We start from the raw sequence: 24705 nt of genomic DNA on the forward strand, positions 1-24705 counted from the left end.
ACAAGAAGCGTTTTTCAGTCTACAACTATTTTTTAAGATTGTATTGCTCTAATAGCTTCTCTAGCATTTCCAAAGTAACTGGTTGTGCCTTAGTAGTTAGTTGATACCCAATCCGTCCATTCGTTTCTACAGTTGCTTGTTGTAAATTCTTGATTTCATGTATACCTTTTTCTCTCAGATGCATAAATAATTGTTGTTCTGACATTTTTGCACGTAATAAATTCTTTTTTAAAACTTCTCCGTTTTCTATAACAATAATGCTAGTTCCATTTAGAAACTTTTCTACTTTTCGTGATTTCAATTCAATAAAATGAATGATAAGTAAAACACCCGCAAAAATAAACGCAGCAAAAATAGATGGGACTACTTTCCTACTTAATATAGGTTCTACAATAATACGACCTATAGAAACAACAATAATAATTTCAGCTCTCGTCATTTGGCTAACAGATTTACTACCTGTCAATTTTAAAACAATAATTCCAGTGAGGATTAAAATAATGCTTTCAAAAAGTATATTCATTACAGCCCAATCCTTTAATAGTGAATGTTACTAGTATTCCCATTAAAGGATTTTTATGATATTTCACACACTCATCAAACCATGAAGGATGTAAAGGTATCCATCCATACTCTTTATGTGTTTTATTATTTGAAACCCCTCTCTCCCGGCTATTACTGGTATAGCACCAACTTTCTTTATTGCTTCTACTTGCGACTCATTACGAATCATTGCAAACACCATATGACCTTCTCTTATTAACATTAGCAATAAAGAACGTCCTATTACACCAGTTGCACCTGCGATTGTTTTAACGATAATTTCATCATCCTGTATGGGCCTAATTTCACCCGTTTCCCACTTTAACTGTTTAGATCCTTCTAAAACTAATTTATATTGTTCCATTGAAATCCTCTCACTTTATAAAAATATATTCACACTAAACTTTAAGCTATAATAATCAATATGAAAGATTCATCCAAAATTAAAGCTATAATCTTGGCTAGCACTCAACAGTGATAACATGATAATTGAATTTGATGGATATGGAATTAATGAGTATGTTATTGGTCATAACTGTTCTATCAGTAAGTTGAAAAAAATGTATTTTAACGTAAAAAATGAAGAGTTATCTAATGAGGATCTTGTAAGTTTATTTTGTGTACGATATCATTTTGACAACATTCCAAAGTCATTACAAGAAGATATTACGAGCGATGTCGTCATTGATTTAGACATGGACTATGTTTATATCCCTAATAGATAACAATAACCTAATAAACTAAAATGGTTTAACTTACGATTCAGACAAGAATTTAATAAAATAAGTAATTGCCCAAATGGAAGTCGCGAATTGAGTGACAAAATACATTGTCCATTCTAAAAAAGTCAGTTTTCTCTCTCGTTTAATCTTCTTTAAGTATCTGTAAAATATTAATGTACTCAAAAACATAAGTAACAAAGATAATTGTTGTAAATCATCGACTATACGTACCGCCATAGACTCCATCACCCTCCTATACAAAATAAAAACTATAACTTTAAGGATATCATTAATTTGGTAATTATTTCCTATTTATTTAATGGAATTTAAATAATATTTCATGCGATATATGTGTAGAGATAATAAAGTTGTTTAATTTTGTTCTTAGAAATACAATAATCGCCCACTCACAAATTTGATGGGCGATTATTATTTTTGTTTAATAATTGCTTTATTTCACACCATTTTCAAAATACTTTTATTCAATCAAGATATCAATAATAGGTTTTGGTGTAAATGACTCTTGCAAAGAATCTCCTAATCTTGGACTTACTGATTTGGAAAAATAATATTATTATGTCCGTCTTAATTACCATTATTTTGGAGAACAATGTGCTATTATATATTCATAATTAGCAGAAAATAAGAAAGAAGGGGTTGTTGTGGAAACAAAAATTATAGGAACAGAGAAGAAAATTGATTCAAAATCTCTTTTAGCTTTGGGATTATTAATTATTTCCGGGATTGTATATCAACTTTTCGCAGTTTTAGGGGGAAATATACCTGAAGTATTGGGAATGATTCTTGAAACTTTATGGAATGTTGTATTATGTGCAATTATTGGATACTATTTTTTAGGGAAAATATCGTTAGAGCAATTTAAACATTTTAATTTTAAGACATTACTTTTGGGTGTGCCTTTAACAATTATCGTAGGTATGGCTTCCAGCTTAATATTCAGTTACATTTTTGAACCTGCAACTAAAAATTCCGTTGCTGAAGTAATAAGTATTTCTATGATTTTATTCCGTGTGCCCTTTATGTTAATGGGTGAAGAGTTGATTTGCACTAATATAATTATCGCATTACAAAAATTAGGATTTAAATTTGGCACGGCATCATTAATATGTAGCGTGTTGTTCGCTTTGTGGCATATTCCAGCTTATGGTTTTGTGCCAATACAGTTATTAATAACTATAATCCCAGTTAGATTAGCACTAAATTATTTATGGAAAAATTCAAAAAGTATTTGGGTAAGTTGGATTTGTCACTTTATTTTTGACTGTATTTCATTTGTACCAATGCTTTTTAAATAACTATTTTATTTTTAAAAGGACTTTATTATTTGCGTACTGTATAAAGAACAAGAGCACTCAGCTATGGAGTGCTCTAAAAACATTAATTTTGATTTAAAACATTTTCTTCGAAGTATTTTCCCCAATCTGGTCGTCTTCCATCCATATCTGTAAATCCATACTCCCTTCCTAATTCCCATGAACTTAGCGCTCGTCCAGTTTTTTCATGAATATTTGGATCACCTGCTAAAGCTGCTACTGCTCTCCCAACGAAGAAAGGCGTTTCCGATGCGATAAAATGAGGATCTTGTTTTGCTCCGTCTCGCCAATTCCCCTCTGTTACACCAAATATATCTAACATTGCTTCTGAACGAAGGAATCCTGGACTAACTGCAACCGCTGTAATATTGTGTTGTTCTAAATCTTTCGCCATTGCTTCTGCTAAATGAATTGTTGAGATTTTTGCTAAACTATAGTATAAATTGCCACAGTATTGATAGTCGACACCGCCTGTAATTTCAATTACAAGTCCCTTTTTATTTTTCACCATTAATGGTACACCGTAATGGCTTGTCATTATATGAGAATGTACAGCTCTTTGTTGCATAAGTAGTCCGTTATGTAAGTTGTGTTCCCAGAAAGGTTTCTCCCATTCTGTTAAAGGATCGCCGCCCCAAACATCGTTTACTAAAATATCAAGCTGTCCATTTTGTTCTTCCTGAATCTTTGTAAATAATGCTTTAATATCTTCTTCTATTGTGTGGTCAACACGGACTGCGATTCCTTTTCCGCCTTGCTTTGTAACAAGCTCTGCAGTCTCTTCAATCGTTTCAGTTCTCCCCATACAGGATGAATTCCCTTTTATACTTCTTCCTGTTACATATACAGTTGCACCGGCTTCTCCAAGCATCATCGCAATACCTCTTCCAGCACCTCTTGTTGCCCCTGCTACAACTGCTACTTTACCTTGTAATGGTTTCATGTAGTTCTCCTTATTTGTTATGATCAAGTTTAATTATTTTTGGCACACTCTAACTATCATAATTCTTAATAATACTTTCCCCATCTAGAGTAATACATTTTAAAGTAAATTTACCAGAAACTCCACTATTAAATTGAAACTCGACTAGCCTTTTATGTAAAAGTTTAAATTCAACAAAACAAAAAGAATCCTAAATAAGATTCTTTTTGTTTTGTTGAATTTTATTTATCTTGATTCACCAGTTCATTTGAGGGTGATTTGTTTAGGAATCTTCACAGTTACCTTTCTTGGTTATCATAATATGTTTTATCTGCGTATTTTTTATCCTTTCCTTTTAGATAAGCTAAGATTACTTTTGGATTTTTAAGTAAAGCCCAGTCTCCATATTTATCAAATCTTCTGCATGAAGTTATCATTCCATTTTTAATTGTACCGAATTTCTTATTATTTTGCTTTCCCCATTTTTTTAATCGTTTAGCGAAATCTGCATCTTCGGCCATAAGCATGTTTTCATTAAATCCGTTGATTGCTATAAAGTCTTTTCTATAGCACCAAAAAATCCCTACAGATATAGCTCCATACTTAAAAAGTAAGGGAATTATTATTAACATTGCGGAAACGAATATTCCTAAAGATATTCTTTCAAACTTCCCAGTTACCCCACCACCAATGTATTTACCTGAAGCTAAATATTTGTCTACATTAGATAACATAAACTCTGTCATTTGGGTATCAGCATCTATAGTAATGATTATTTCTCCACTAGCTATTTTGGCCCCTGCATTTCGGATTTTGGATAAGTTTTTATCGCTATTTTTTAATGTAATACAGTTATAAGACTTTGCTATTTCTTCTGTGTTATCTGTGCAGCGATTTAAAACAACTATGACTTCAGTTTGATCTTTATATGCCTTTGATGCCTTTGCAATTGAATCCAAACATTTTCTAATGTACTTTTCTTCATTGTGTGCAGGAATTATAATAGAAAACTTCACATTTTTTTCTAGATTCCCTGCTAACGATTCATTTGTTTCAGTCATAATATCCCCCTTATTTTATAAAGTGAATATCTACTATATATATTAATATTTATTAGATTGTATTATAAAAACTGAAGGTAAACTGTTATTTAAAATCTTACTTTGGAGTATTTTTCATTATATATCTTGGAGTTACTTTACGTTTAAGAACCTAAAACAAGCATAACCCCGTTCTGATTTTAAGAAAGGGGTTAAATAATATGAATTAAATTTGATTAGTATTGCGCCCTATGCCTCATCGTGCAACAGCGAGGTTCACGCTTTTTCGTTCGAAATCAGCACATCTAAATAGTGCTGATTGTACATAATGCCTAATATGTTTCCGAAAGGATCAACTACGGAAGCGGTAGTGAATCCCACGCCGCGCTCTGTAGGTGCCTCATATTCTTTCGCTCCCATAGACAACAGCTTATTAAAAGTTGCTGTTACATCATCAACGTGCCAGTACACTATAGCACCAGCTGGACCGGTCACTGTATCAACTGGCGCATAACGACTATCGATTAAACCAAGCTCATGTTGGTAGTCTCCAATGCGAAATTCGGCATATCCTGGACGTTCAAAGTATGGTTCACTTCCTAATAGCTCAGTGTACCACTTCTTTGCAGCAGCTAGATCATTTGTCCAAAAACTAACTGTAGTTAGTCCTCGTAATGTTTGTGTATCGCTCATAATCGATCTCCTCCATTTAGTTTGAGTAATACTTCCTCAAACTAAATGAAATAACCTCCTCTGAATTACCTTTAATTCACATATAAATAACCCATTCTCTTATTCATATTCAAGAAAACTACCTTATTATTGTGACTCAACCAGAGCGGTACATACAAACAAGGCTATTCTATTCAAAGCAAGCCCCCCCTCATAAGCATTATTCTTTTTTAAACTGAAAATCCACACGGTTCATTCGTTTTATTTCCTCAATTACTTTGCCAATCCCTTCTTCAATCTTGTCTTCTTTTACATTAGATACATTTAACTTTAACAATCTCTCTTTCTGAAAGTTATTTAAATAATTTTTATCAATAGAATCTATGCTTATTTGACTCTTGCTTAAATTTTTAATAAATGTATCCGTGACTATATTTCTTTTCAACTGTAAACATGTGTGTATCCCAATTGGATCTACTGTTCTATAAGTAAACAAATGGGGATTTTCATTTTGAACACCTTCTACTACTTCCGCTAGTTTTTTTGACCTATTGTAGTAAGATGCTTTTATTTTATGTTTATGTCGATCAAACATTCCGCTCTTTATGTAAATTTCTAAAGCAGCTTGCGAAATCATAGGACTATCGATATCTAAAATCTTTTTATACTTATAAAAGGCATCTGCAATAGATTGTGGGATGACTGCAACACCGACTCGCAAACCAGGAAAGATGATCTTCGAATAACTTTTTAAATATATAACATGGTTACAATTATCTTGACTGTAAAAAGGATCAACTTTTGAATCAGTTTCTAAATCTGCTAAATAATCATCTTCCACTATAAATACATTATATTTCTTCGCTAGTTGAATAATTTTTTCTCTCTCTTTTTTAGAATACGACGTTCCCAGTGGATGATGAAATCTTGGAGTTGTATAAAAGAATTTGATTTTTTCTGTGCTGAATATCCTCTCTAGTTCATTTAAATCTATCCCTTCATGCGTACGCTTAATTCCGATTATAGGAATGTTATTTGTTTCTACATATTCAATATATAAATGGTAACTTGGCTGTTCAATTAGAATCATATTATGTTCATTCGGAAATGATATAGAAGTTAATATAGCAAGTGCTTGCTGCACACCTGATGTGATAAAGATATTTTCTTCTTTTGTAAAGACTTGATAGTTTGCCAGTTGTTTTTGAATGACTGGAATTAATGATGGTAAACCCTTCGGTGTTCCGTATACAAACAAATCATTTTTATATGTATCAATTGCCTTATTAATACAATGTTGAAAATCTAAGTATGGAAAAACATCTGGATCTGGTGCTGAGGAAGCAAAATCAATCATCTCGTTATTTTCTATATAACTCCCAGATTTCTTAACAACGTAGTATCCACTTTGAGGTACAGAATAAATAATATGGCGCTTTTCTAATTCATGCAACGCTCGTATCACTGTGGCCTTATTACATTCATATTGCGTGACGAGTGACCGTATAGACGGTAATTTCTTTCCTTCTTTTATCTCTCCATTTTGAATCATACTTTCTATATCGTTTAAAACATGTAAATACTTATACATCATTACCACCCCAATATTTAATTTGTACCGGCACAGTTTGTATTTGTTCACATTGTAGCACTAGATCAGAAAGATTACTATATACGTATACTGGCCAGTAAGAAATCAACTACTATGAGGTGGAATTATGAAAAATACAACAAAAGCATATATATCAGCATTACTCTATTCATTTATTATTGGATTTTCATTTATGTTTGTGAAACTAGCACTAACCATTACAACCCCTCTTGATACTCTGGCTCATCGTTTTACAATTGCTTTCATAGCTGCAAGCATTCCGGTTATTTTCGGTTTTGTAAAGTTAAATATATCATTCAAAAACATACTTGCCCTTTTACCACTCGCAATATTTTATCCAGCATTATTCTTTGCTTTCCAAGCATTTGGCTTAGTATATACAAGTTCTTCTGAAGCTGGAATTATACAGGCTGCTATTCCTATATTTACAATGATACTCGCTTCCTATTTTTTAAAAGAGTATACGAATACATGGCAAAAAACATCTGTATTTATTTCTGTCGTCGGTGTCATATATATATTTATCATGAATGGTATAGGGACTCATGAAACGAACTTCATCGGCGTTATTCTCATTTTATTATCGGCATTATCATCTGCTTGCTACAATGTATTAGCTCGAAAAATGACAAAGAAATTCAAGCTAATGGATTTAACATACACAATGACAGCAATCGGTTTTATTAGTTTTAATTTCATCGCAATCGCCAGCCATATAAACAAAGGCACAATAACTGTATACTTTAAGCCATTTACAAACGGAACATTTCTTATATCCATTTTATATTTAGGATTACTATCATCCTTACTAACAGCCTTATTATTAAACTATTCATTATCTTATGTTGAAGCAGCTAAAATAAGTGTTTTTAGCAACTTATCTACACTTATTACCATTATCGCAGGCGTTGTATTCTTACACGAGCAAATCGCCTACTATCATATTGTCGGTACACTTATGATTGTTCTTGGAGTAATAGGCACAAATTTTCTAGGCAAAAAAGGAATCATAGCGAAAAAGAAGAATATCTCCTTGAGTAAATAAAAAGTGAGGGGTAAATAATGCAGAACTCTAATACGATTGATATTCGTAATTTACATGAGCTTGAAAAAGAACTGTCTACTTTATTAAGTACGTCTATTTCTTCTGGAGAAGATTTAGAAAACTGGCTAAAAGCTCAGTCAAAATTAATATCTGAAATCGAAGAACAATTAAGATCACACTATATTGCTTTTCAATGTAATACAGATAACAAAGAAATAAAAGATACGTTTGAATATGATCAACAATATGTAAGGCCTCTTTTGAAACGTTATCAAAATTCCTTTGATAATACATATTTAGAGTCACCATTTCGAATGCAACTTGATCCAAAAACTTATAGCTTACTAGATAAAAAAATAAAAAATGCGCAAACATTATTTTGTGAAAAGAACATTGATTTAGAAGTAAAAGAAGATAAATTAGTAACCGAGTACTTCGAAATTACAGGCAGTTTGACTGCGCCATGGAATGGCGAAGAAAAAACAATTACTGAACTACAATCTTACTTACAAGATCCGAATCGTGATATACGAAAAAAAGCAAAAACACTTATCTCTGAACGGTACTTATTTGTTGAAAAGGAACTACAAACCATTTTAAATGAGTTAATCACAATCCGTCATCAAAAGGCAAAAAACATTCAATTACATAATTATCGTGATTATATGTTTAAAAAATATGAACGTTTTGATTATACCGCTGATGATTGCTATGAACTTGCAGAATCCGTTCGTAAATACGTTGTGCCACTTATTGATAATATATTTAATGAGAAAAAAGCTGAACTTCAAGTAGATATACTTCGCCCGTGGGATCTAAAAGCAGCCGCACCAAATCAAAAAGTATTAAAACCTATTGAAGACGAGAGTGATTTAATCGAAAAAAGTTCTCATATTTTACAAAAACTAGACCCAGAATTTTCTGCATTATTAAGCCGTATGCATAAAAATGATTGCTTAGATTTAGAAAGTCGTAAAGGAAAAGCACCTGGAGGATTTTGCGAACACTTACCAGCTTCTCAATTATCTTTTATTTTTATGAATCTCAATCATACACATTATGATGTTACTACTTTCCTCCATGAAATGGGCCATAGTATTCATAATGAATGTATGAAGCAGCTAGAGCTACAAAAATATTTAGAAATCCCTTCAGAATCAGCTGAGCTAGCCAGCATGACAATGGAATTGTTTTCGATGGAGTATTGGGATACATTTTATGAGAATACAGAAGAATTTATAAAAGCAAAATTAGATTTCTTTAAAGATATTGTTAAGTATTTACCACAAATGCTTATCGTTGATCAATTCCAACATTGGATGTATGAAAATCCTAATCATACTGCTAAAGAAAGAAATGAAAAATATTTAGAATTACATAACACTTATCAATCGAATGTGGTAAATATTGAGGGTTATGAAAACTGGATAGCAACTGGCTGGTTACCTATACTACACATTTTCGAAATACCATTCTATTATATCGAATATGCAATCGCGCAACTTGGTGCATTGCAAATGTATAAACAATATAAAGAGAATCCTAAACAAGCACTACAAAATTATAAAAAAGCATTATCTCTAGGTAGCTCTAAATCCTTAACAGAAGTATATGAGGCAGCTGGAATTCGTTTTGATTTTTCTAGTGAGACAATAAAAGAATTAATGGCATTTGTAGAAAAGGAAGTGGAATTACTTAAACAAATATAAATAAAAAAATGCATCTGTCCTTATAGGTGCATTTTTTATTGTTTTTTTATTCACATCAAATTGAATCTTTATCTCGCTTTATTAATAAGCTCTATATATTGTAGGTCCCCATATCCTATTGTTGGAAAAAGATTAAACAACCTTTTTAATAACTCTTGTGTTGGTAAATCTTTATTTTTGGAGATATACTTTACTACTACATTTTTTTCTTTTAGCATTTCTAAATATAAATCTATCGCCTGATACATTACAGGTAGTACCTCATGAGATGGCTTTTTATGATTTACTAGAACTTCATTGTAAACAGAAAAATAGTTCCCTAATTCAAGTTCAATTTGACTTACTTTAAATTCATCCTCTCTGAAGCTATTTAAGTATACTTTCCCCTTATAACCAGACTGTTCAAGGTAAGAAAGTACTGTAAGTAGATTCATTTGGCAAAACATATCTTCACCGAACCATAAAACAGTACATTTATACTCTTTCTTAAAAAGATCCCCTAAAGGATGAATAACCTTTTTCGTATAATTTTCTACAGTACCTTGGTGTCCTTCTGCCCTTGTTTTAATAAACTCATCATCAAAAATCTGTGCAGTAGTCGTATTTACACACATAGCTTCATTAAATGGAGCGTAATCAGATTCCCCCATTAGTTTTTCACTTTTAAATTCTTCATACATAAATTGACCATTTAATATGTTTAGTACATCTTTATCAAACAGCTCACTCTTCGCATTTCGTAACTGATCAACCTGTATTTTTCTAGAAATATTTATTTTAAACTCTCCTTCTATATTTAATTTATATTGAGTTTAACAAATGATTGAATAGGCATTTTGTTAAGTTGAAATTCTCTTGGGCTAATTCCAAAAACATTCTTGAAAGCTCGACTATATGCTTCTTGCGAAGAATATTCGTAGTCAAAAACAACATCAATTATTTTTCTATGTTTCTTTAAATCCTCAGTAGATAAATACAGCCTTCTAAGAAGAATATAACGCCTAATACTTATACCTGTTACTTGATGAAACTTAAAAGAACAATAGTAAGGAGAATACCCCATATAACGAGATAATTCATCTAATGAAAATTCCTTTTTTAAATGGGCCTCAATCCAATCAATCATTCGCTGTATATGTTCATTCATTTACCTCACTCCTTACTAAACATTATAAAAGGTATCCGTTTCTTTCTTTTGATATTTCTTGTGATTTATAATCATTAACGCCCCAGAACCTTTAAATACCATAGATAATTATTCATTTCATATTTTTTTAGCTATCCTATTTTGTCATACATTTACTTAACTTTCCAATAAAGTGAAACTTTAATCAGTGAGGTCTTGTTCATCCTCCACTAATTATTAGTTAAACCAATCGGGCGTTTACGGGCAGTTGATCTCCCACCTAACTGCTTTGCTCCAGCCGCATTTTGAGGTGGGAGTCTTACTGCCCGCAAATAGCGGGATAAAATTAAACCTTAATCTGTGTGAGATATACTTTTTATAGAGGGTTCTATAAAATAAAACACGAATTTTGTAAGTTAAGAAACTAGTAAGCTTGTGAGTGAAAAATTCATGTTTGGAAAGGAATTTAAAATGAAGAATGTAGAAAAAGAGATACTCAAACTAATTAATAAACTATATCCATTGGAGTTTGTTGAAATTACACCAGTAACAAATGAAATGTATCAATGTCTCGCAGCACAAGGCACTTACTTCGTTAGAATTACAAATTATAAAACATATGAAGAACAGTTAGAAGAAGTTACATATACGAACTTTTTATATCAAAAGGGCTTAGGAGTCCCTCCCATAATACCTTCTTTAAAGGAGAATTTAGTAGAGAAAATAACATTAGACAAAGAGCTTTTTACTGTATTATATAAAGCTGCTCCTGGTATACATTTACCAAGAAGCGAATGGAATTCTAATGTATTTAAAAAGCTTGGTCAACAAATTGGCAAATTACATTGTATATCTAAAAACTTTGAAAGTATTAAACCAGTAAAACATATAAACGACTGGTATGAAAATGAAGAGTATAATTTTCTTAACTATATCCCTAAAGAAGAGACTATTATTAGAGAAATTGCATCTGATATTTTAACTTCCATAAAAAATCTATCAAAAAACCCTACCAACTACGGCTTAATTCATGGAGATTTATGGTTAGAAAACATTTTAGTTGAAATTAATTCAAACTTAACAATGATTGATTTTCAAGACTGCGAAAAACATTTTTACATATTCGATTTAGCAGTTCCTATTTATAGTGCGATAGAATATTCTTTTGCTGGAAATGGCAATATTGTTGACTATGTGAATTCTATTACAAAAGCAATACTTGATGGGTATCAAGAGGAAAATGAACTACCTAAAGAGATGATAGACAAGTTTCCGTTGTTTATTAAATTAAAGGAGATTTTTGAATATAGTTTAATGCATATGTATTGGGATAAAGAAGAATTAACTGAGGAACAAGTACGGATAATGAATCTTTATAGAATAAAGATCGAAAATAAGTATACCTATATCAATATGTAAAACGGATGTTGTTCAACTCCAAGGAAACTTTATTTGAACAACATCATTTATCAGTTGATTACTTACTAGACGACATTTGTTTTTCACTTACAAATACTGATTCAATAATCTGTTTAAATAGTCTTCGTTTTGCGGAGATACTTTTTCAGAAAATCTAGCTGCAATAATAATAGGAGCCCACTGAAAAATTTCTTCTCTTGATAAACCTGTATTTTTACAGTATATATGTAAATACATTTCAGCTAATTCTATTGAAGATTGTGAGTATAATAAGTATGTTCGAAACACATCTGCCCGAATATCACCTGAACTAGCATCTACCCAATCTATAATTTTCACATTATTATTACTCAAAATGAGATTAAATGGATGAAAATCTCCATGGCAGAGTCTAGGCTCAAATACAATCAAATCTAATTTTTTCAATATATTCCTCTTTTGGTTTTCATCCAGTTTATGTACAGATTTTATTTGACGCTTTAACCTTTCTCTCATTGATTCCATTTCATCTGTATTCACACATATAGCATGAATTTTTTGTTGTTCACTAACACATATACTTATGTAATGCTCCGCTTTACTTAAATTATTAAGCAAAAGCTCACCAACACTTTCTCCTTCTACATATTCCATAATAATAGCTTGTCTACCTTGTATCTCTGTAACTTCAAATACTTTAGGAACGTGTAAACCACATGAATATGTATACTTTTGTTTTTGTGCTTCGTATAGAGATTCTATATTAGGGAGGTATTCTTTAAACAATTTCACAACTTTATTATCACAAAGATAAATTTCAGCCGTATTTCCTTTGGCTATCGGATTTCCTAGATTCAATTCATTTCTCTCCTTACAGTAAATTAGAATAACGCCTTATAGTCCTCTATAAATTCAGTGTAATTATACTGAAACCCTTCTTCATGAAAATGAAAAAAACTTTCCCCTCCCTATAACTATATAGAAAGTGGTAAGTTTAATTTTCTAGGAATATCGGAATGAAACTCCGGTGTATGCAAAACAGAAAATGAATACCCTTGTTGAATAAACAATACTTCAGTATGTTTACTTTCAAATGGAACACCATTTTTCTTAAAGTTATTTTGGATTTTTTGTAAAAATGCTTGATCTGTTGTTCCAAATGAAACATGTACTTTCGGTGTTAAAGCTTTCATCGCGATTGGAATCCACGGTCGCTGCCACCAAGTTGCAACGATATATGCAGTGCCACCTATAACAAAGTTAAAAATATCCCCATCTTCCTTCGTTTTCATGTCCAGATTTGATTTCAACCATTCCGTAAATACAGGTACACTTTTAACCGGAAGACCAATTTCCCTTACGTATAAAATGTTTAACGGTGAATGCGGGACTAATACCTCCTCTTTAATATAACTATGTGCGATAATTTCGAGAAGATTTCCATCACCGTCTTTAAAGTATAAATTGAATAGACCGTTCTCCTCACCAATTGTATTTCCATCTTTCCATTTCACAATGAGTAATCCAGAACCTTCAAGCCATCTTACTGTTTCATGAAATTTTGAATATGGAATCTCAAAGGCGAAATGCGCAGGTGCAATTGGTTCATATACTTCTTGAAAACTAATTGTTGTATACGGTGTTACTTCAAATTGAATAAATGATGCGGTTTCTGTTTTTATCGGAAAAGATAATATGTCTTTATAAACTTGTTTTACCCCTTCTATAGAAACCGTTTGTAGTTTTATATCTGATATATGTGTAATCACTTTACATTCCCCCTTGTTTCTTATTATCTATTCTTATTGTATTACACTTATAAATAGATAAAATCAAACCGAAGGATGGATTTTTTTATATAAAAACTACAACTTTAGTATGAATATGTTAGCTCCAATTACTTTTTATTTCCTCTATAACAACTTCTGGTTTATCCCAATGCAACAAATGTACGTTTATTTTTTCGTTGTTAATATAGTAACGTTTCAAAACAATTATCCCCCATATTTCGATTTTTTGATTAATACTTTACCTATTTCTATGATTTTCAAATTTTCCCTGCATTCTTTTCCACAAAAAAAGCTGATTTTCTTTAAAAGAAAATCAGCTTTTACGTTAAAATACACTATGATTTAACAGCAATAATCATAAACCTTTTCGAATTCGTACGAATACCTTTTTCAGAGCTATTAGTATCAATGAACTTTTGTAAAATATTAAAATCCTCTTCCACTTCTCCAAATCTAGGAATAATAGGAGTATGTTTTAATAAGAATATGAGATCTTCAGGCGTACTGTAATAATCAGTAACATCATATTCACGTACTTGTACGAGTTCAAATCCTGCACTAATAAGTTCACCCATATACTTATCTTTTAACGTACCATCTCTTTCATCTAAACATTGCCCTCTTCCAAATGCTTCTTTTAAATTTAATTTATCATGTTCACTAACTTGTTGTGTTAAGAAAAAAGCACCTTTTTTTATTACCTTTGCCAATTCAGATGCTACAAACGGCGCATGACAACTTGAAGCAATATCAAAATGAGCATGCGGAAACGTTAAAGCTTCAGAATCCATTTGAAGAAATTCAACGTTTTGTACACCTGCTTTATTCAAATTAGAATGTGCTTTTTTGATCATTCCATTAGAATTATCTATTCCAATCAGTGATGCAGCTGAAGATGCTATTTTAAGTACATTCTCTCCCCCACCTGTACCAACATCAAGTAGAATATGTGATGGTTTACATCTTTCTTTCACTTCGCTATAAAAGTCCCAAGTGTCTCCTACAGTCTCACATTTCAGCTTACTAAAATCCCAGCCGTTTGTACTTCCCACTTTATCATAAAAGTTTTTATACTCTAATTCGTTCATTTTTTCTTTCCCCTTTGCAAAAATGTATTAAATGTTTATGATGATCCTCGAAATAGACTCAAAGTTGATATTTTCGTAAATCTTCTTTTATATCTGGTACGCATTTTTTCAGCCCCGAACAACTAGTTACTTTGAACGATACGCCATTCCATCTATCCCAACTCATATGGAAGATTATATGTATAAAAGCCTTTAATATTATTTAATTATATATTATAAAAAATAAATTATTAAAACAACATGTTTCTACACATCACATTTAGTTTACATAATAATATTATAGTTTGTTTTTATCGATATATTCTAAATGTGCTCTTCCCCAACCACACATACTATCTAAAACAGTACTGACTGTTTTGCCATGTTCAGATAAGCTATATTCAACTTTAGGTGGTATTTCTTGATAAATTTCACGTTTTATTAGTTGATCTTGTTCTAATTCACGAAGCTGCTTCGCTAATGTTCCTTGGGATATGTCTGGTATTAATTGCCTTAATTCACCAAACCGTTTTGTTCCATCTGTTAATAATATAAATAAAATGAGTGGTTTCCATTTACCACCGATTATTTGTAATGTTGCTATTACCCCTTTTAATTTTGGTTCTTGTAAATCCATTTTTCTCACCTCTTCCTCAAATCATAATGAGTAATTTTTCATATTATTTATCCATATGATAAGCGATTAGTACGAAATTTGCGACTATGTACATATAAAGTGCGTACTTTTCACTTGCTATCTTTTAATGAATAATAGAAGCATAGCAGTTTTATTTTAAAGTTTTTATTAAAGGAGGGGCTAAAATATGTCTATTACTACATTAAAAGATAGTCGTATCGTTATCATTGGCGGGAGTTCGGGTATTGGATTAGCTGCGGCGAAACAAGCAATTGAACAAGGGGCACATGTTATTATTGCAGGGCGCTCGGAAGAAAAGTTAAAGGCTGCTCGAGAATTAATAAATAACAACAATCTTCAAACTTATATAGTGGATAATCAAAATAAGAAACAGTTACAAGATTTTTTCAAGAAAGTTGGTAATTTTGATCATTTGTTCACACCAGGTGCCTCTTATACACTTGGGCCAATAACTGCTACAGATGAAATTGCTGAAAGCAGCTTTATCGGAAAGTTTTGGCCACAATATTACGCAGTAAAATATGCGATTCCTTTTCTTTCAAACTCTGGATCCATTGTGTTAATGTCCGGTGCATTTAGTCAAAGACCACTTAAAGGTGCGCCTGCTTATGGCGCTTGTAATGGGGCTATTGAAAGTTTGGGAAAAGCTTTAGCTGTTGAATTAGCACCGATTAGAGTTAATGTTGTTTCTCCTGGAACGATACGAAGAGAGAATGAACAAAATGAGAAAAGACTAGCTGCTTATAAAGATTATAAATCTCTTTCTCTTGTACAGAGACCTGGACATAATGATGAAATTGCACATACCGTCCTGTATTTAATGCAAAATAGCTTTACTACAGGCAATATATTGTTTCCTGATGGAGGATACACATATCATTAATTTATAAAAATTTTATGCCTTCTTAGATTAACTAATATTAAGGAGGCTATTATTATTAATTTAGAAAGTGATCTAGTAATGTAGGATCTTCTTTTAAAAGCTCTGCTAAAAATATAAGCTGTGGAAAAGGTTGTAAGACTAACTCTTTATTCATTTTTTCTTTAAAAATAGTAACTCCACCTTGATTTATAAAATCATTTAATGTTATTTCTCCGGTGCAAATTAACTCTATATCCTTTAATGAAAGTAATATTTCAGAAGAGGGTTTAGCTTGAATCTCTGAGTAGGCAACATACATAATAGATAAACTTTCATCCTCTTCCTTTATTTGAGCACTACGATTTTCAAATTGTGACTTTATTACTTCAATATTTTCACTATCTACTAATTCTTTAATAGTGGCAATATTAAATCCCATATCTTTTAACACTTGAATTTGATTTACTTTCTTTAATTGGGCTGCTGAGCAAAATCGATAACCACTTTGCTCATCGACTTTTACTGGTTGTAATAATTCCACTTTATCGTAATGTCTCAACATACGTATACTAATGGAAGATAGTCTTGAACCCCCCCTATTTAAACATCATTTCCTCCTATAAATTACATCTTAAACAATGACCATTGTGTGAGAGTCAACTATTTATAACCGTTTAAACAATTATTTAATGTATTATATTTATATAATTAAAAGCCCTTACAACTTATTTACCAATTCACTTTTCAACGCAATATATATTGATATTAATCCATTTACATTCAATAAAGTAACTATAATACTAATGAGCAACGCTACATCTGCAGAAAACATTTTAATCGTCTGCCACGGTGAATTTGTACTATAAATAAGAAGTGGAATTAAAGTAATAGATAATATTAGAAATAAACTCCCTAGAAAAAGCCAGGTCATTTTTTTACAAATTTTCTTACGTTTATACTTTATTATTAACATAATTGCTGTAATGAAAAGTGCGAATATTAATATCGACATAACAATTTGAACTATTGGTATATTTTTTGGTATCTCAACCGGTTCTTCACCATTCAAAATATTAATAATCCCTTTTTTAAATTCTGGTAGTGATGCTTCTTCTAAAACATGATTTTTATTCGTTAAAATCACAACACCCCAGCCAGTTTCATTTAAAATAAATATTTCTGCATGTGAATCAGGAGTTGAGCCTGAATGCCAAACCATCTTTTCGTTTCCATTTATATTTGTTTTCCTCAGTCCAAAACCATAATATTTCGCTGAATCTATTTTATATAATGGAGATAAATAAAGATCCATACTATCTTTATTTAAAAATTGTGTATGCTCTTGGCGATTCAAAAACATAATATATTGAATCATATCTTCTAAATTTGCAGTAATATAACCATACGGTGCCCCAGCATTATCATAGGACACTACACTTTTTCTTGGTATACCGAACCAAGATTGGTAGCCTGTTAAATATCCTTTTTCATATGCACTATCTTTATTTGCCGCTGCTCCATTCATCCTTAATGGCTGAAAAATTTGCTTCTCCATATAAGTAGAGTATGTCTCTTTTGAAACTTCCTCAATAAGTGCACCAAGAACGAGATAATTTGCATTACTATATTGATATTTTTGTCCTGGGGGAGCAGTTACTGCTACATTCGACAGTTTCATTACATTTTCTTTTATAGCCATAGTGGTCTTTGATTGCTTATCTGATAATGCTAAACCTTCATAGGTACTCATTCCACTTGTATGTGTTAGTAGATGTTGGATTGTTATATTTGAGGCCGATTGATTATCTTTTACTTTAAACCAAGGAAGATGTTGTTGAACTGAATCCTCTAAATTTATTTTTTTATTTTCTATTAGCTTCACTATAGCTAGACCAGTTAAAGATTTACTTATTGATCCAATTGCAAATGGTGTTTTACTAGTTATCTTTTTTTCAGATTCTCCAGTAACCCCCCATAATTTTGTGTAAAATATATCTCTATTATGTACAATAGCTACTGAAGCTCCTGGAATTTTATGTTCCTTTAAAAATTTTTCAATATAAATATCTAAAGTAACTCTAATATTTTGCTGAGCGTAAACTTTTGAATGTACAATACATAACATTAATACATTACAAACTATACAAATTAGAAATAATTTATATTTCGATATCTTCATCTTAATGTACTTCGGATAACTTTCTTTTTTTATAAATTACTAAAATTATAGATATTAATAAAGAAACCATTAAACTAATCATTATTAATATAGAGTTCCACCATTGATTTTCTGCTATTCGATATAAAAGATTAAAATTAAAATTACTTTCACTGTTGGTCGGATTAAGGGATTCAGTTAAAAATATTGAAAGTGTAGTTTGTGAAATGAGGTACGTAATAAATGCGAAGAATATGCCAATTATGATTAATGTATTAGATTTTTTATTTACATTTTGAAGTTGTTTCATTTTCACTCGCAGATCAATTTCATTTATCTCCAAAAAGTCTTGAACAAATAATTGAGGCGTTCCTAGGTCATTTATACTTTCCTCACCATGTTCACGACATTCTTGGATATGCTCTAAAATTTGTTGTTTAATATTTTCCCTTTCTTCTATACTTATATCGTATTGCTTTAATTCTTTAAGTACGTCAGTTAAAAATTGCTTTTCCTTACCGTTTAATTTATTCCTCATTTCAGAAGGTCTCCTTTCAAACCGCTTTTTAATAATGTTTGAATATCAGATTGCAATTCTAACCATTCATTAATTTTCTTCTCAAGACGTATTTTTCCGCTGTCATTAATTTCATAATAAATTCTAACTTTGCCACTGTCTGTTACTTCTTGATATGTATTAACCCATTCTTGATTTTTCAGTTTAGTTAAAATGGGATAAATACTTCCTACTCCTTTCAATTTTAAATTATGTACTTCGAGTTCTTTCATAATTTCATAACCATAACTTTTCTTTGTAGACAAAATAGACAATACACACATTTCTAAATTCCCTTTAATTAAACTTGTTCTGTCCATAGGATAAATTTAACAGAAGTATATACTTCATTCAAGTATATATTTCTGTTAAATTTTAAAAATCAGAAAAACTTCAGATTCTTTTCATCTAATCAGATATAGATATCCAGAGTTTTATTTATCATCCCGAAAAAACATTTTTATACAATAATAATTATATAATAAATTATTATTATTAAAGCGTTAACACTCCATCTCACCGATGTAGCTTAGTAAAAACATATTTAATCATGTTTGCCCACCTGCTATATCTTTCAACTTATAATTTACAAATAAATTCTTTAAGTATTACAAGTGACTTTTTTTAAATCTTTCGTCAAATTAAATTTAAATTTTAAAACCAACAAGTTCTTCTCCAAACAAAAACTCACTTGCAAATTATTGCAAATGAGTTTTTAATCACTTACTGACCACTATTTTTTATTCTTAATTTAATTATTTTTCTCAAGACATTCATAAACTGCCATCATTTCTCGCTTATTCAACTCACGAATTCGATTAAATATTAGAATGTCTGCAACATCCTCAGTTCGTAAGCTTTCATCTACAACATCACTAACTTTTCCAGTTAACCATGTTTCTACGTCTATGTCATCGACGATTTCTTTACGTCCTTCATCGTTAATACCACTTGCATTACAAGTTACACACGGAATTGTTAATTTGAACACGCCGTCATGCAGGTTATCTTCTGTTATTACTTTCTTTCCGTTACAGAATGGACATGGGTTACTTTTTTTAATTTTATTAATTTGGGTAATTAATTTTTTGTAACCAAATGCTTCATACACATATGTTAATTTTTTGTATTTTCCATTTGTGAAATACTTATCTATGATAGTTTCTCTTGTTTCATTGATATTTTGGAAATCACAAATAGTCACCTTATTATGATTGCTGATTGATTCGACATTACCTTTAATTTCGCCCCAGAATGGTAATACATTTTGTAATACCATTTCATAGTTTGAAAAGCTTGCTTGTTCTAATTCAAACATTTTCAGTGCAACTTGTGTTTCTCTAGGTAGTAACGAAACGTCTTCTGTTAAAATCATCTCGTCACCTAAAATGGATTTTAATTTAACGAGTGCAGGTAAATCACCTACTATTTTTAATACTACTTCAAGCGGCTGATTGATAATTTCACGAACATCTTTATCTCCAAACTTAAGCGATTTATGGTGGTTTAATACAGTCCCCTCACAAATTGGACATGTCATCATTTCTTTAGAAGTCTTAATATCTTCTTTAATAGCTGCTTTTGAAATAACAATATACCCGCCAATAATTGTATTAAATCCTACCCATGTTCTACGTGTCTTTCCTTTCTTATCATAAAAGGACTTATCAAAATAGCCGTACCAAAATGTATGTTTCTCTTCCTCAGACATATCATTATAGCTCTTCGTCAAATCGTGACCTAACTCATTTTTAATTTCTTCAAATAGAAATTCTATTTTTTCATATTGATAAAACTTTAATACTTTCATGATTTCCGGATAGAATAGACCATCCCAAAATGGAATATTTTTATCTTGAATTACAATTTCCTTATCAAAGATTTCTATCTTAAGACGTCCTGAACATGATGGGCAATGATTATCCTGAGAATAGAAATCGAAACTTCTCGTATCTTTATTAGTCGGATGAGCAGCTACAATATGATTGATCAATCCACCAATTTCATATAAGAAACTATATTGACTATACAAATGTCTTTCGAGATCAATAGCAACAACCGGTGCAATTGTATCAGATTCGTATTCACCGTAAATTAAACGAGCCATTGATGACAAGCTTTTTAATATTCCACCCTTGTAGATGTTTTCTGCATTTTTAAAATAATCAATATGATTTTCTTCTAAGTAGTTAATTCCATTTTGTTGATTCAGAGTTGAAGAAATTTGTAATGGAGTAACTTCATCCATATCATTTTTTTGACGATAATACTCATCATGACTCACAACATCAAGATGTTCTACAGATTCAAGCTGTCTTTTCCCAAAATCAACGATATAATCAGAGCTTTCAAGCATGTAACTATTATGTTCAATCATTACGATAGAGACTGATTCATCTTGTAAAATCCCCCTGACACTATCGATAAATTGATTTAATATATTTTGTGATAAACCTTTTGAAGGCTCGTCAAAAATAAATAGTGTATGTGGGTTTCTTGATTTTGCAAATAGCTCCGAAACTAAATGAAGACATTGAAATTCACCAGTTGATAATGTTTGTGTTTTTCGTTCTAATGTCAAATAACCAAGTCCAAGTTTGATTAATAGACTCAAACGTTTATAAGCGATATCTTCATTAGGAAGTTCATCAATGATATCCTCAATCGAGCGTTCAAAAATATCATCTATATCTTCACTATATTTAGTAAGTTTCTTTTTAATATCAAGAAAAGTCGCAACGGTTGATCGACTTGTAATTGATTGATTTCGATCTTGTCCTACCATAACTAGTTTATCTTTTGGATATCGTGTCAGGAAATCTTTGGATATGCATTCATTAACAAGTGTTGATTTACCACATCCAGATTCACCTGTAACAGTTACAAGTCTATTCTTAGGAATCTGAAATTCAATCATTTGGATGTTACGGCAATATAAATCATGGAATGCATAATATTCTGTTGGTATTTCATGATTTACTTCCCAAATTATTGGCTCTGGCCTTGGTGATTCTTCAACAATTGTTCCACCATATTTCCCGCTACCTGGCCCAAAGAACAATTGCTCATCAGTTGTATCAAGTACTGTGTCTGAATGATCAATAAGCCAAATTTGATTCCTACATCCTAATTGTTTAATCTCTTCTAAAATTTTCAATAGTGTTTTATGATCAAGCCCTACTGAAATTTCATCAATAATGATTACAGTATTTTCACTTACTGCCATAAATTCTGCCAAGTACAGTCGTGTAATTTCTCCACCTGACAATGTACCCATAATCCGATTTAATGTTAAATAACCAATATTCATATTAACAATGTTTTGAAGAATATGTTGTTTCGCTTCACTAATATTTAAAACTGCGGCTAACGAAAGAATAGATTCTACACTTAAATCATTAATATCTGAAATTGTATGTGGTTTATACAGTAATTCAATTGTATATTGTTCAATTTCTTTACTATATCTTCTTCCTTCGCATTTTTTACACTCAATATTTTTAGTAGTGCCGCGTCCTTTACAACCAGGACACCAACCTAACTGGTTATTGAATGAAAAGACCTCAGGAGAAAGATTATATTTTTCAGCAAGCTTTTCACGTATCTCTTTAAAAACACCTGTATGAGTACCAATCGTTGAACGTGGATTAGAAGAAATAGACGATTTCCCTAGAAAAAGTACTAAAGGCATTTCTTCCATCTTAATAGCACTGAAATTAGTTTCCATAATATTAGGAAATAAATACTGATATTCAGCCTTTGGTAATAAGGAAACAAGGCGCTTCTTGGATTCTTCACCAATTGTTTGACAAAAAGTTGTTTTACCAGATCCAGACAATCCAGCAATTCCAAATGATTGATTTACCGGTATTTCTGTGTCTAATTTATTTATATTGTTCGCAATTAATTGATTTACTTTCATATTAACCTCTATTCTTATTGTTTTTAAAAAACGTTTTTATAAGATAATAATTACACAATAAATATCAATTATATAATCAATATCCTTTCAACTCATCGGTCTTAACCTTATATTTGTCAAACCAATATTCCCAATCATCTTTTGAAAATTCTTTTGCTTCCCCTTCTAAAACTGAAGAAAAAAGATCTAAACAAATATGCCAACCTGCTATATCTTTCGGAGTATGATCTGTTAATTCATGAATGAATTCTTTAAGTAATAATAGGGATCCATTTTCTTTTTTATGTATTTCAAATCGGACACGATCTTTATTCCATGTGAATTCTAAAACTGAATTCATTTGACATTCTAAGATATCAATATTTATAAATGTACCATCCATCATATCAAATTTTATAATTCCACCTGTCTTAAGGTCTTCTATTTGTAAGTTAGACATCCACTTTTTAAGCTTGCTGTTTTCAGTTAAAACAGACCAAACTTCCTCTATTATATAAGGAAATTGGCGTTCAAATTTTATAATATAGCCATCAGTTTGTTTCTCTATTTGAGCTAACATATTTATTGCCCCCCACTCTCATGTAGAATGTATGTTCTTGTTTTATTTTACACGAATTTATGTATAAAAGAAATCTCTATGGCAATGAAATATTAATTTAATGTGTGAATGGTAATTTGAACATTGATTTATTATATATTCTCCCCATATGTTTATTACCATAGGCGTACCTCAACATTTTCACAAAAAAAATCAACATGAGAAAACGTTGTTTTATTTACTTCATATGATATTTCCATTAAATATTTGCAAGCAATTTCCTTTAAGATAAATGTTGTTAATAAGAGCTAATATAGTATTCAAATCAAGTTATGTAATGTTCAAAATCACTTATTATGTATGTCTAATTCCTTGCTAAACGTAGGTTTACAAAACAAATAAAAAAAGCCGCATTTGCGACTCATGAACTGATAGAACTAACACCTATTTTAGGTGAATGACTTACCTTTTAATCGCGTCAACAATTAGCGATGGAAAACCAAGTTTATCGCCTCTATTTCTAGAATCATACCTTTTCGAACGGAAAATAACGCCGTCATTCGCATCCCATTCTGTGTAATAAAATTGACCATTTTCATCACAATATTCAAGTAAAACTACCTCAAATCCAGCAATTTCAAACATTTTCGTTAATGTTTTATAATTATGTACGATTTTATGGCTTGCAGCTGGGTGGTCTTTCGGGCCAGGGCCGCCTATTTGAACTATATTTTGGTAGGTTTCCTCTCGGAAAAATGCATCAGGAACTCCGCACCGAATATGACCTGATGGCTTTAAAAATTTATAACAAATTTCAGCTGCTTTTACACCTTCTTCAAAAGTAAGATGTTCCCATACATGCTCAGCTAAAATAGCTGAAATGGAATTGTATTCAAATCTTTCTTCCCAAGTGGTATTGTCTAGTAAATTAAGTTCATCTTCTTGCGTTTGAACCCAACCTGGATTATTATTAAATACTCCAGCTCCGACTACTACTTTAATTTCGTCTTGCTTAATTGCCATCACTTTCA

At 31.1% G+C, this 24705-nt stretch carries 22 protein-coding genes and 4 pseudogenes; 6 read left to right on the forward strand and 20 right to left on the reverse strand.

All coding sequences use genetic code 11. The annotated features are described in order from the left end of the window. Window positions 1–25: 25 nt before the first annotated feature. Both QCI75_RS14220 and QCI75_RS30550 read right to left on the reverse strand, forming a co-directional pair. Complete coding sequence (locus tag QCI75_RS14220; protein WP_144507301.1) at window positions 26–523, reverse strand: DUF421 domain-containing protein; 498 nt, start codon at window positions 521–523, stop codon at window positions 26–28. A 147-nt stretch (window positions 524–670) separates the two neighbouring features. After that, window positions 671–766, reverse strand: a pseudogene (locus QCI75_RS30550) (NmrA family NAD(P)-binding protein); the annotation flags it as partial. Between the two features lie 259 nt (window positions 767–1025). On the opposite strand from QCI75_RS30550, the gene QCI75_RS14230 reads away from it, so the two are divergent. Further along, window positions 1026–1268, forward strand: coding sequence for a hypothetical protein (locus QCI75_RS14230; RefSeq protein WP_353760720.1), 243 nt, complete (start codon window positions 1026–1028; stop codon window positions 1266–1268). A gap of 30 nt (window positions 1269–1298) precedes the next feature. Here the strand turns inward: QCI75_RS14230 and QCI75_RS14235 are convergent, their stop codons facing one another. Continuing rightward, window positions 1299–1502 (reverse strand): hypothetical protein, encoded by a 204-nt coding sequence (locus tag QCI75_RS14235; RefSeq protein WP_144507303.1) that lies wholly within the window; start codon window positions 1500–1502, stop codon window positions 1299–1301. 425 nt (window positions 1503–1927) lie between these two features. Here QCI75_RS14235 and QCI75_RS14240 point away from each other — a divergent pair, with 425 nt between their 5' ends. Beyond that, window positions 1928–2581 carry a CPBP family intramembrane glutamic endopeptidase gene (locus QCI75_RS14240; RefSeq protein ID WP_353760721.1) on the forward strand — a complete coding sequence of 218 codons (654 nt, stop codon included), beginning with the start codon at window positions 1928–1930 and terminating at the stop codon, window positions 2579–2581. Between the two features lie 82 nt (window positions 2582–2663). Here QCI75_RS14240 and QCI75_RS14245 read toward each other — a convergent pair whose 3' ends face one another. The 4 genes from QCI75_RS14245 to QCI75_RS14260 all read right to left on the reverse strand — a co-directional run bounded on the left by QCI75_RS14245 (window position 2664) and on the right by QCI75_RS14260 (window position 6824). Next, window positions 2664–3542: an SDR family oxidoreductase gene (locus QCI75_RS14245; RefSeq protein ID WP_353760722.1), complete on the reverse strand. Its 879-nt coding sequence runs from the start codon at window positions 3540–3542 to the stop codon at window positions 2664–2666. Window positions 3543–3820: 278 nt separating this feature from the next. Further along, a complete protein-coding gene (locus QCI75_RS14250) occupies window positions 3821–4582 on the reverse strand; it encodes a glycosyltransferase (RefSeq protein WP_353760724.1) in 762 nt (253 codons plus the stop codon). Window positions 4583–4837: 255 nt separating this feature from the next. Further along, entirely contained in the window at window positions 4838–5254 is a 417-nt protein-coding gene (locus QCI75_RS14255) for a VOC family protein (protein ID WP_144508793.1), read from the reverse strand. A gap of 199 nt (window positions 5255–5453) precedes the next feature. Next, window positions 5454–6824 (reverse strand): aminotransferase-like domain-containing protein, encoded by a 1371-nt coding sequence (locus tag QCI75_RS14260; protein ID WP_144508792.1) that lies wholly within the window; start codon window positions 6822–6824, stop codon window positions 5454–5456. Window positions 6825–6951: 127 nt separating this feature from the next. Here QCI75_RS14260 and QCI75_RS14265 point away from each other — a divergent pair, with 127 nt between their 5' ends. Next, window positions 6952–7890 carry a DMT family transporter gene (locus QCI75_RS14265; RefSeq protein ID WP_353760725.1) on the forward strand — a complete coding sequence of 313 codons (939 nt, stop codon included), beginning with the start codon at window positions 6952–6954 and terminating at the stop codon, window positions 7888–7890. Window positions 7891–7907: 17 nt separating this feature from the next. Further along, window positions 7908–9599 (forward strand): M3 family oligoendopeptidase, encoded by a 1692-nt coding sequence (locus QCI75_RS14270; RefSeq protein WP_144506850.1) that lies wholly within the window; start codon window positions 7908–7910, stop codon window positions 9597–9599. 68 nt (window positions 9600–9667) lie between these two features. Here the strand turns inward: QCI75_RS14270 and QCI75_RS14275 are convergent. Further along, a pseudogene (locus QCI75_RS14275) lies at window positions 9668–10746 on the reverse strand (helix-turn-helix domain-containing protein). 450 nt (window positions 10747–11196) lie between these two features. Here QCI75_RS14275 and QCI75_RS14280 point away from each other — a divergent pair. After that, entirely contained in the window at window positions 11197–12144 is a 948-nt protein-coding gene (locus QCI75_RS14280; protein WP_353760727.1) for a phosphotransferase enzyme family protein, read from the forward strand. Window positions 12145–12231: 87 nt separating this feature from the next. Here the strand turns inward: QCI75_RS14280 and QCI75_RS14285 are convergent, their stop codons facing one another. The 4 genes from QCI75_RS14285 to QCI75_RS14300 form a co-directional block, all read right to left on the reverse strand. After that, on the reverse strand, window positions 12232–12981 hold the full coding sequence (locus QCI75_RS14285; protein ID WP_353760728.1) for an aminoglycoside phosphotransferase family protein: 750 nt from the start codon (window positions 12979–12981) through the stop codon (window positions 12232–12234). Window positions 12982–13097: 116 nt separating this feature from the next. Next, the gene (locus QCI75_RS14290) at window positions 13098–13892 is read right to left on the reverse strand and encodes a VOC family protein (protein ID WP_144506847.1); all 795 of its coding nucleotides are present in this window, start codon (window positions 13890–13892) and stop codon (window positions 13098–13100) included. A 356-nt stretch (window positions 13893–14248) separates the two neighbouring features. Beyond that, window positions 14249–15001 carry a class I SAM-dependent methyltransferase gene (locus QCI75_RS14295; protein ID WP_144506846.1) on the reverse strand — a complete coding sequence of 251 codons (753 nt, stop codon included), beginning with the start codon at window positions 14999–15001 and terminating at the stop codon, window positions 14249–14251. Window positions 15002–15278: 277 nt separating this feature from the next. Further along, window positions 15279–15617 (reverse strand): winged helix-turn-helix transcriptional regulator, encoded by a 339-nt coding sequence (locus QCI75_RS14300; RefSeq protein WP_144506845.1) that lies wholly within the window; start codon window positions 15615–15617, stop codon window positions 15279–15281. 187 nt (window positions 15618–15804) lie between these two features. On the opposite strand from QCI75_RS14300, the gene QCI75_RS14305 reads away from it, so the two are divergent. Beyond that, the gene (locus QCI75_RS14305) at window positions 15805–16521 is read left to right on the forward strand and encodes an SDR family oxidoreductase (protein WP_144506844.1); all 717 of its coding nucleotides are present in this window, start codon (window positions 15805–15807) and stop codon (window positions 16519–16521) included. A gap of 55 nt (window positions 16522–16576) precedes the next feature. Here QCI75_RS14305 and QCI75_RS14310 read toward each other — a convergent pair. The 8 genes and pseudogenes from QCI75_RS14310 to QCI75_RS14345 form a co-directional block, all read right to left on the reverse strand. After that, window positions 16577–16849: pseudogene (locus QCI75_RS14310) on the reverse strand (NUDIX hydrolase); the annotation flags it as partial. Continuing rightward, window positions 16826–17089, reverse strand: a pseudogene (locus tag QCI75_RS14315) (MerR family transcriptional regulator); the annotation flags it as partial. The pseudogenes QCI75_RS14315 and QCI75_RS14310, both read right to left, overlap by 24 nt. Window positions 17090–17218: 129 nt before the next feature. Then, complete coding sequence (locus tag QCI75_RS14320; protein WP_353760729.1) at window positions 17219–18679, reverse strand: serine hydrolase domain-containing protein; 1461 nt, start codon at window positions 18677–18679, stop codon at window positions 17219–17221. A gap of 1 nt (window position 18680) precedes the next feature. Further along, window positions 18681–19196, reverse strand: a complete 516-nt coding sequence (locus tag QCI75_RS14325) for a hypothetical protein (protein ID WP_353760730.1) — start codon at window positions 19194–19196, stop codon at window positions 18681–18683. After that, window positions 19193–19534 carry a PadR family transcriptional regulator gene (locus QCI75_RS14330; RefSeq protein WP_144506840.1) on the reverse strand — a complete coding sequence of 114 codons (342 nt, stop codon included), beginning with the start codon at window positions 19532–19534 and terminating at the stop codon, window positions 19193–19195. The genes QCI75_RS14325 and QCI75_RS14330 overlap by 4 nt, the downstream gene beginning before the upstream one ends. A 431-nt stretch (window positions 19535–19965) precedes the next feature. Continuing rightward, window positions 19966–23136 (reverse strand): ATP-binding cassette domain-containing protein, encoded by a 3171-nt coding sequence (locus tag QCI75_RS14335; RefSeq protein ID WP_353760731.1) that lies wholly within the window; start codon window positions 23134–23136, stop codon window positions 19966–19968. A gap of 76 nt (window positions 23137–23212) precedes the next feature. Continuing rightward, window positions 23213–23695, reverse strand: coding sequence for an SRPBCC family protein (locus QCI75_RS14340; protein ID WP_353760732.1), 483 nt, complete (start codon window positions 23693–23695; stop codon window positions 23213–23215). Window positions 23696–24136: 441 nt separating this feature from the next. Then, a complete protein-coding gene (locus tag QCI75_RS14345) occupies window positions 24137–24700 on the reverse strand; it encodes a class I SAM-dependent methyltransferase (RefSeq protein WP_353760733.1) in 564 nt (187 codons plus the stop codon). Between the last annotated feature and the right edge of the window lie 5 nt (window positions 24701–24705).

This window comes from Bacillus cereus group sp. RP43 (assembly GCF_040459645.1).
Taxonomy (GTDB): Bacteria; Bacillota; Bacilli; order Bacillales; family Bacillaceae_G; genus Bacillus_A; species Bacillus_A mycoides_C.

Coding starts and splice junctions, on each gene's coding strand:
- QCI75_RS14280 (WP_353760727.1), top strand. CDS start 11,197: ATGAAGAATGTAGAAAAAGAGATACTCAAACTAATTAATAAACTATAT.
- QCI75_RS14325 (WP_353760730.1), bottom strand. CDS start 19,196: ATGAGGAATAAATTAAACGGTAAGGAAAAGCAATTTTTAACTGACGTA.
- QCI75_RS14245 (WP_353760722.1), bottom strand. CDS start 3,542: ATGAAACCATTACAAGGTAAAGTAGCAGTTGTAGCAGGGGCAACAAGA.
- QCI75_RS14270 (WP_144506850.1), top strand. CDS start 7,908: ATGCAGAACTCTAATACGATTGATATTCGTAATTTACATGAGCTTGAA.
- QCI75_RS14320 (WP_353760729.1), bottom strand. CDS start 18,679: ATGAAGATATCGAAATATAAATTATTTCTAATTTGTATAGTTTGTAAT.
- QCI75_RS14300 (WP_144506845.1), bottom strand. CDS start 15,617: ATGGATTTACAAGAACCAAAATTAAAAGGGGTAATAGCAACATTACAA.
- QCI75_RS14265 (WP_353760725.1), top strand. CDS start 6,952: ATGAAAAATACAACAAAAGCATATATATCAGCATTACTCTATTCATTT.
- QCI75_RS14335 (WP_353760731.1), bottom strand. CDS start 23,136: ATGAAAGTAAATCAATTAATTGCGAACAATATAAATAAATTAGACACA.
- QCI75_RS14255 (WP_144508793.1), bottom strand. CDS start 5,254: ATGAGCGATACACAAACATTACGAGGACTAACTACAGTTAGTTTTTGG.
- QCI75_RS14305 (WP_144506844.1), top strand. CDS start 15,805: ATGTCTATTACTACATTAAAAGATAGTCGTATCGTTATCATTGGCGGG.
- QCI75_RS14340 (WP_353760732.1), bottom strand. CDS start 23,695: ATGTTAGCTCAAATAGAGAAACAAACTGATGGCTATATTATAAAATTT.
- QCI75_RS14260 (WP_144508792.1), bottom strand. CDS start 6,824: ATGTATAAGTATTTACATGTTTTAAACGATATAGAAAGTATGATTCAA.
- QCI75_RS14230 (WP_353760720.1), top strand. CDS start 1,026: ATGATAATTGAATTTGATGGATATGGAATTAATGAGTATGTTATTGGT.
- QCI75_RS14220 (WP_144507301.1), bottom strand. CDS start 523: ATGAATATACTTTTTGAAAGCATTATTTTAATCCTCACTGGAATTATT.
- QCI75_RS14295 (WP_144506846.1), bottom strand. CDS start 15,001: ATGAACGAATTAGAGTATAAAAACTTTTATGATAAAGTGGGAAGTACA.
- QCI75_RS14330 (WP_144506840.1), bottom strand. CDS start 19,534: ATGGACAGAACAAGTTTAATTAAAGGGAATTTAGAAATGTGTGTATTG.
- QCI75_RS14235 (WP_144507303.1), bottom strand. CDS start 1,502: ATGGCGGTACGTATAGTCGATGATTTACAACAATTATCTTTGTTACTT.
- QCI75_RS14250 (WP_353760724.1), bottom strand. CDS start 4,582: ATGACTGAAACAAATGAATCGTTAGCAGGGAATCTAGAAAAAAATGTG.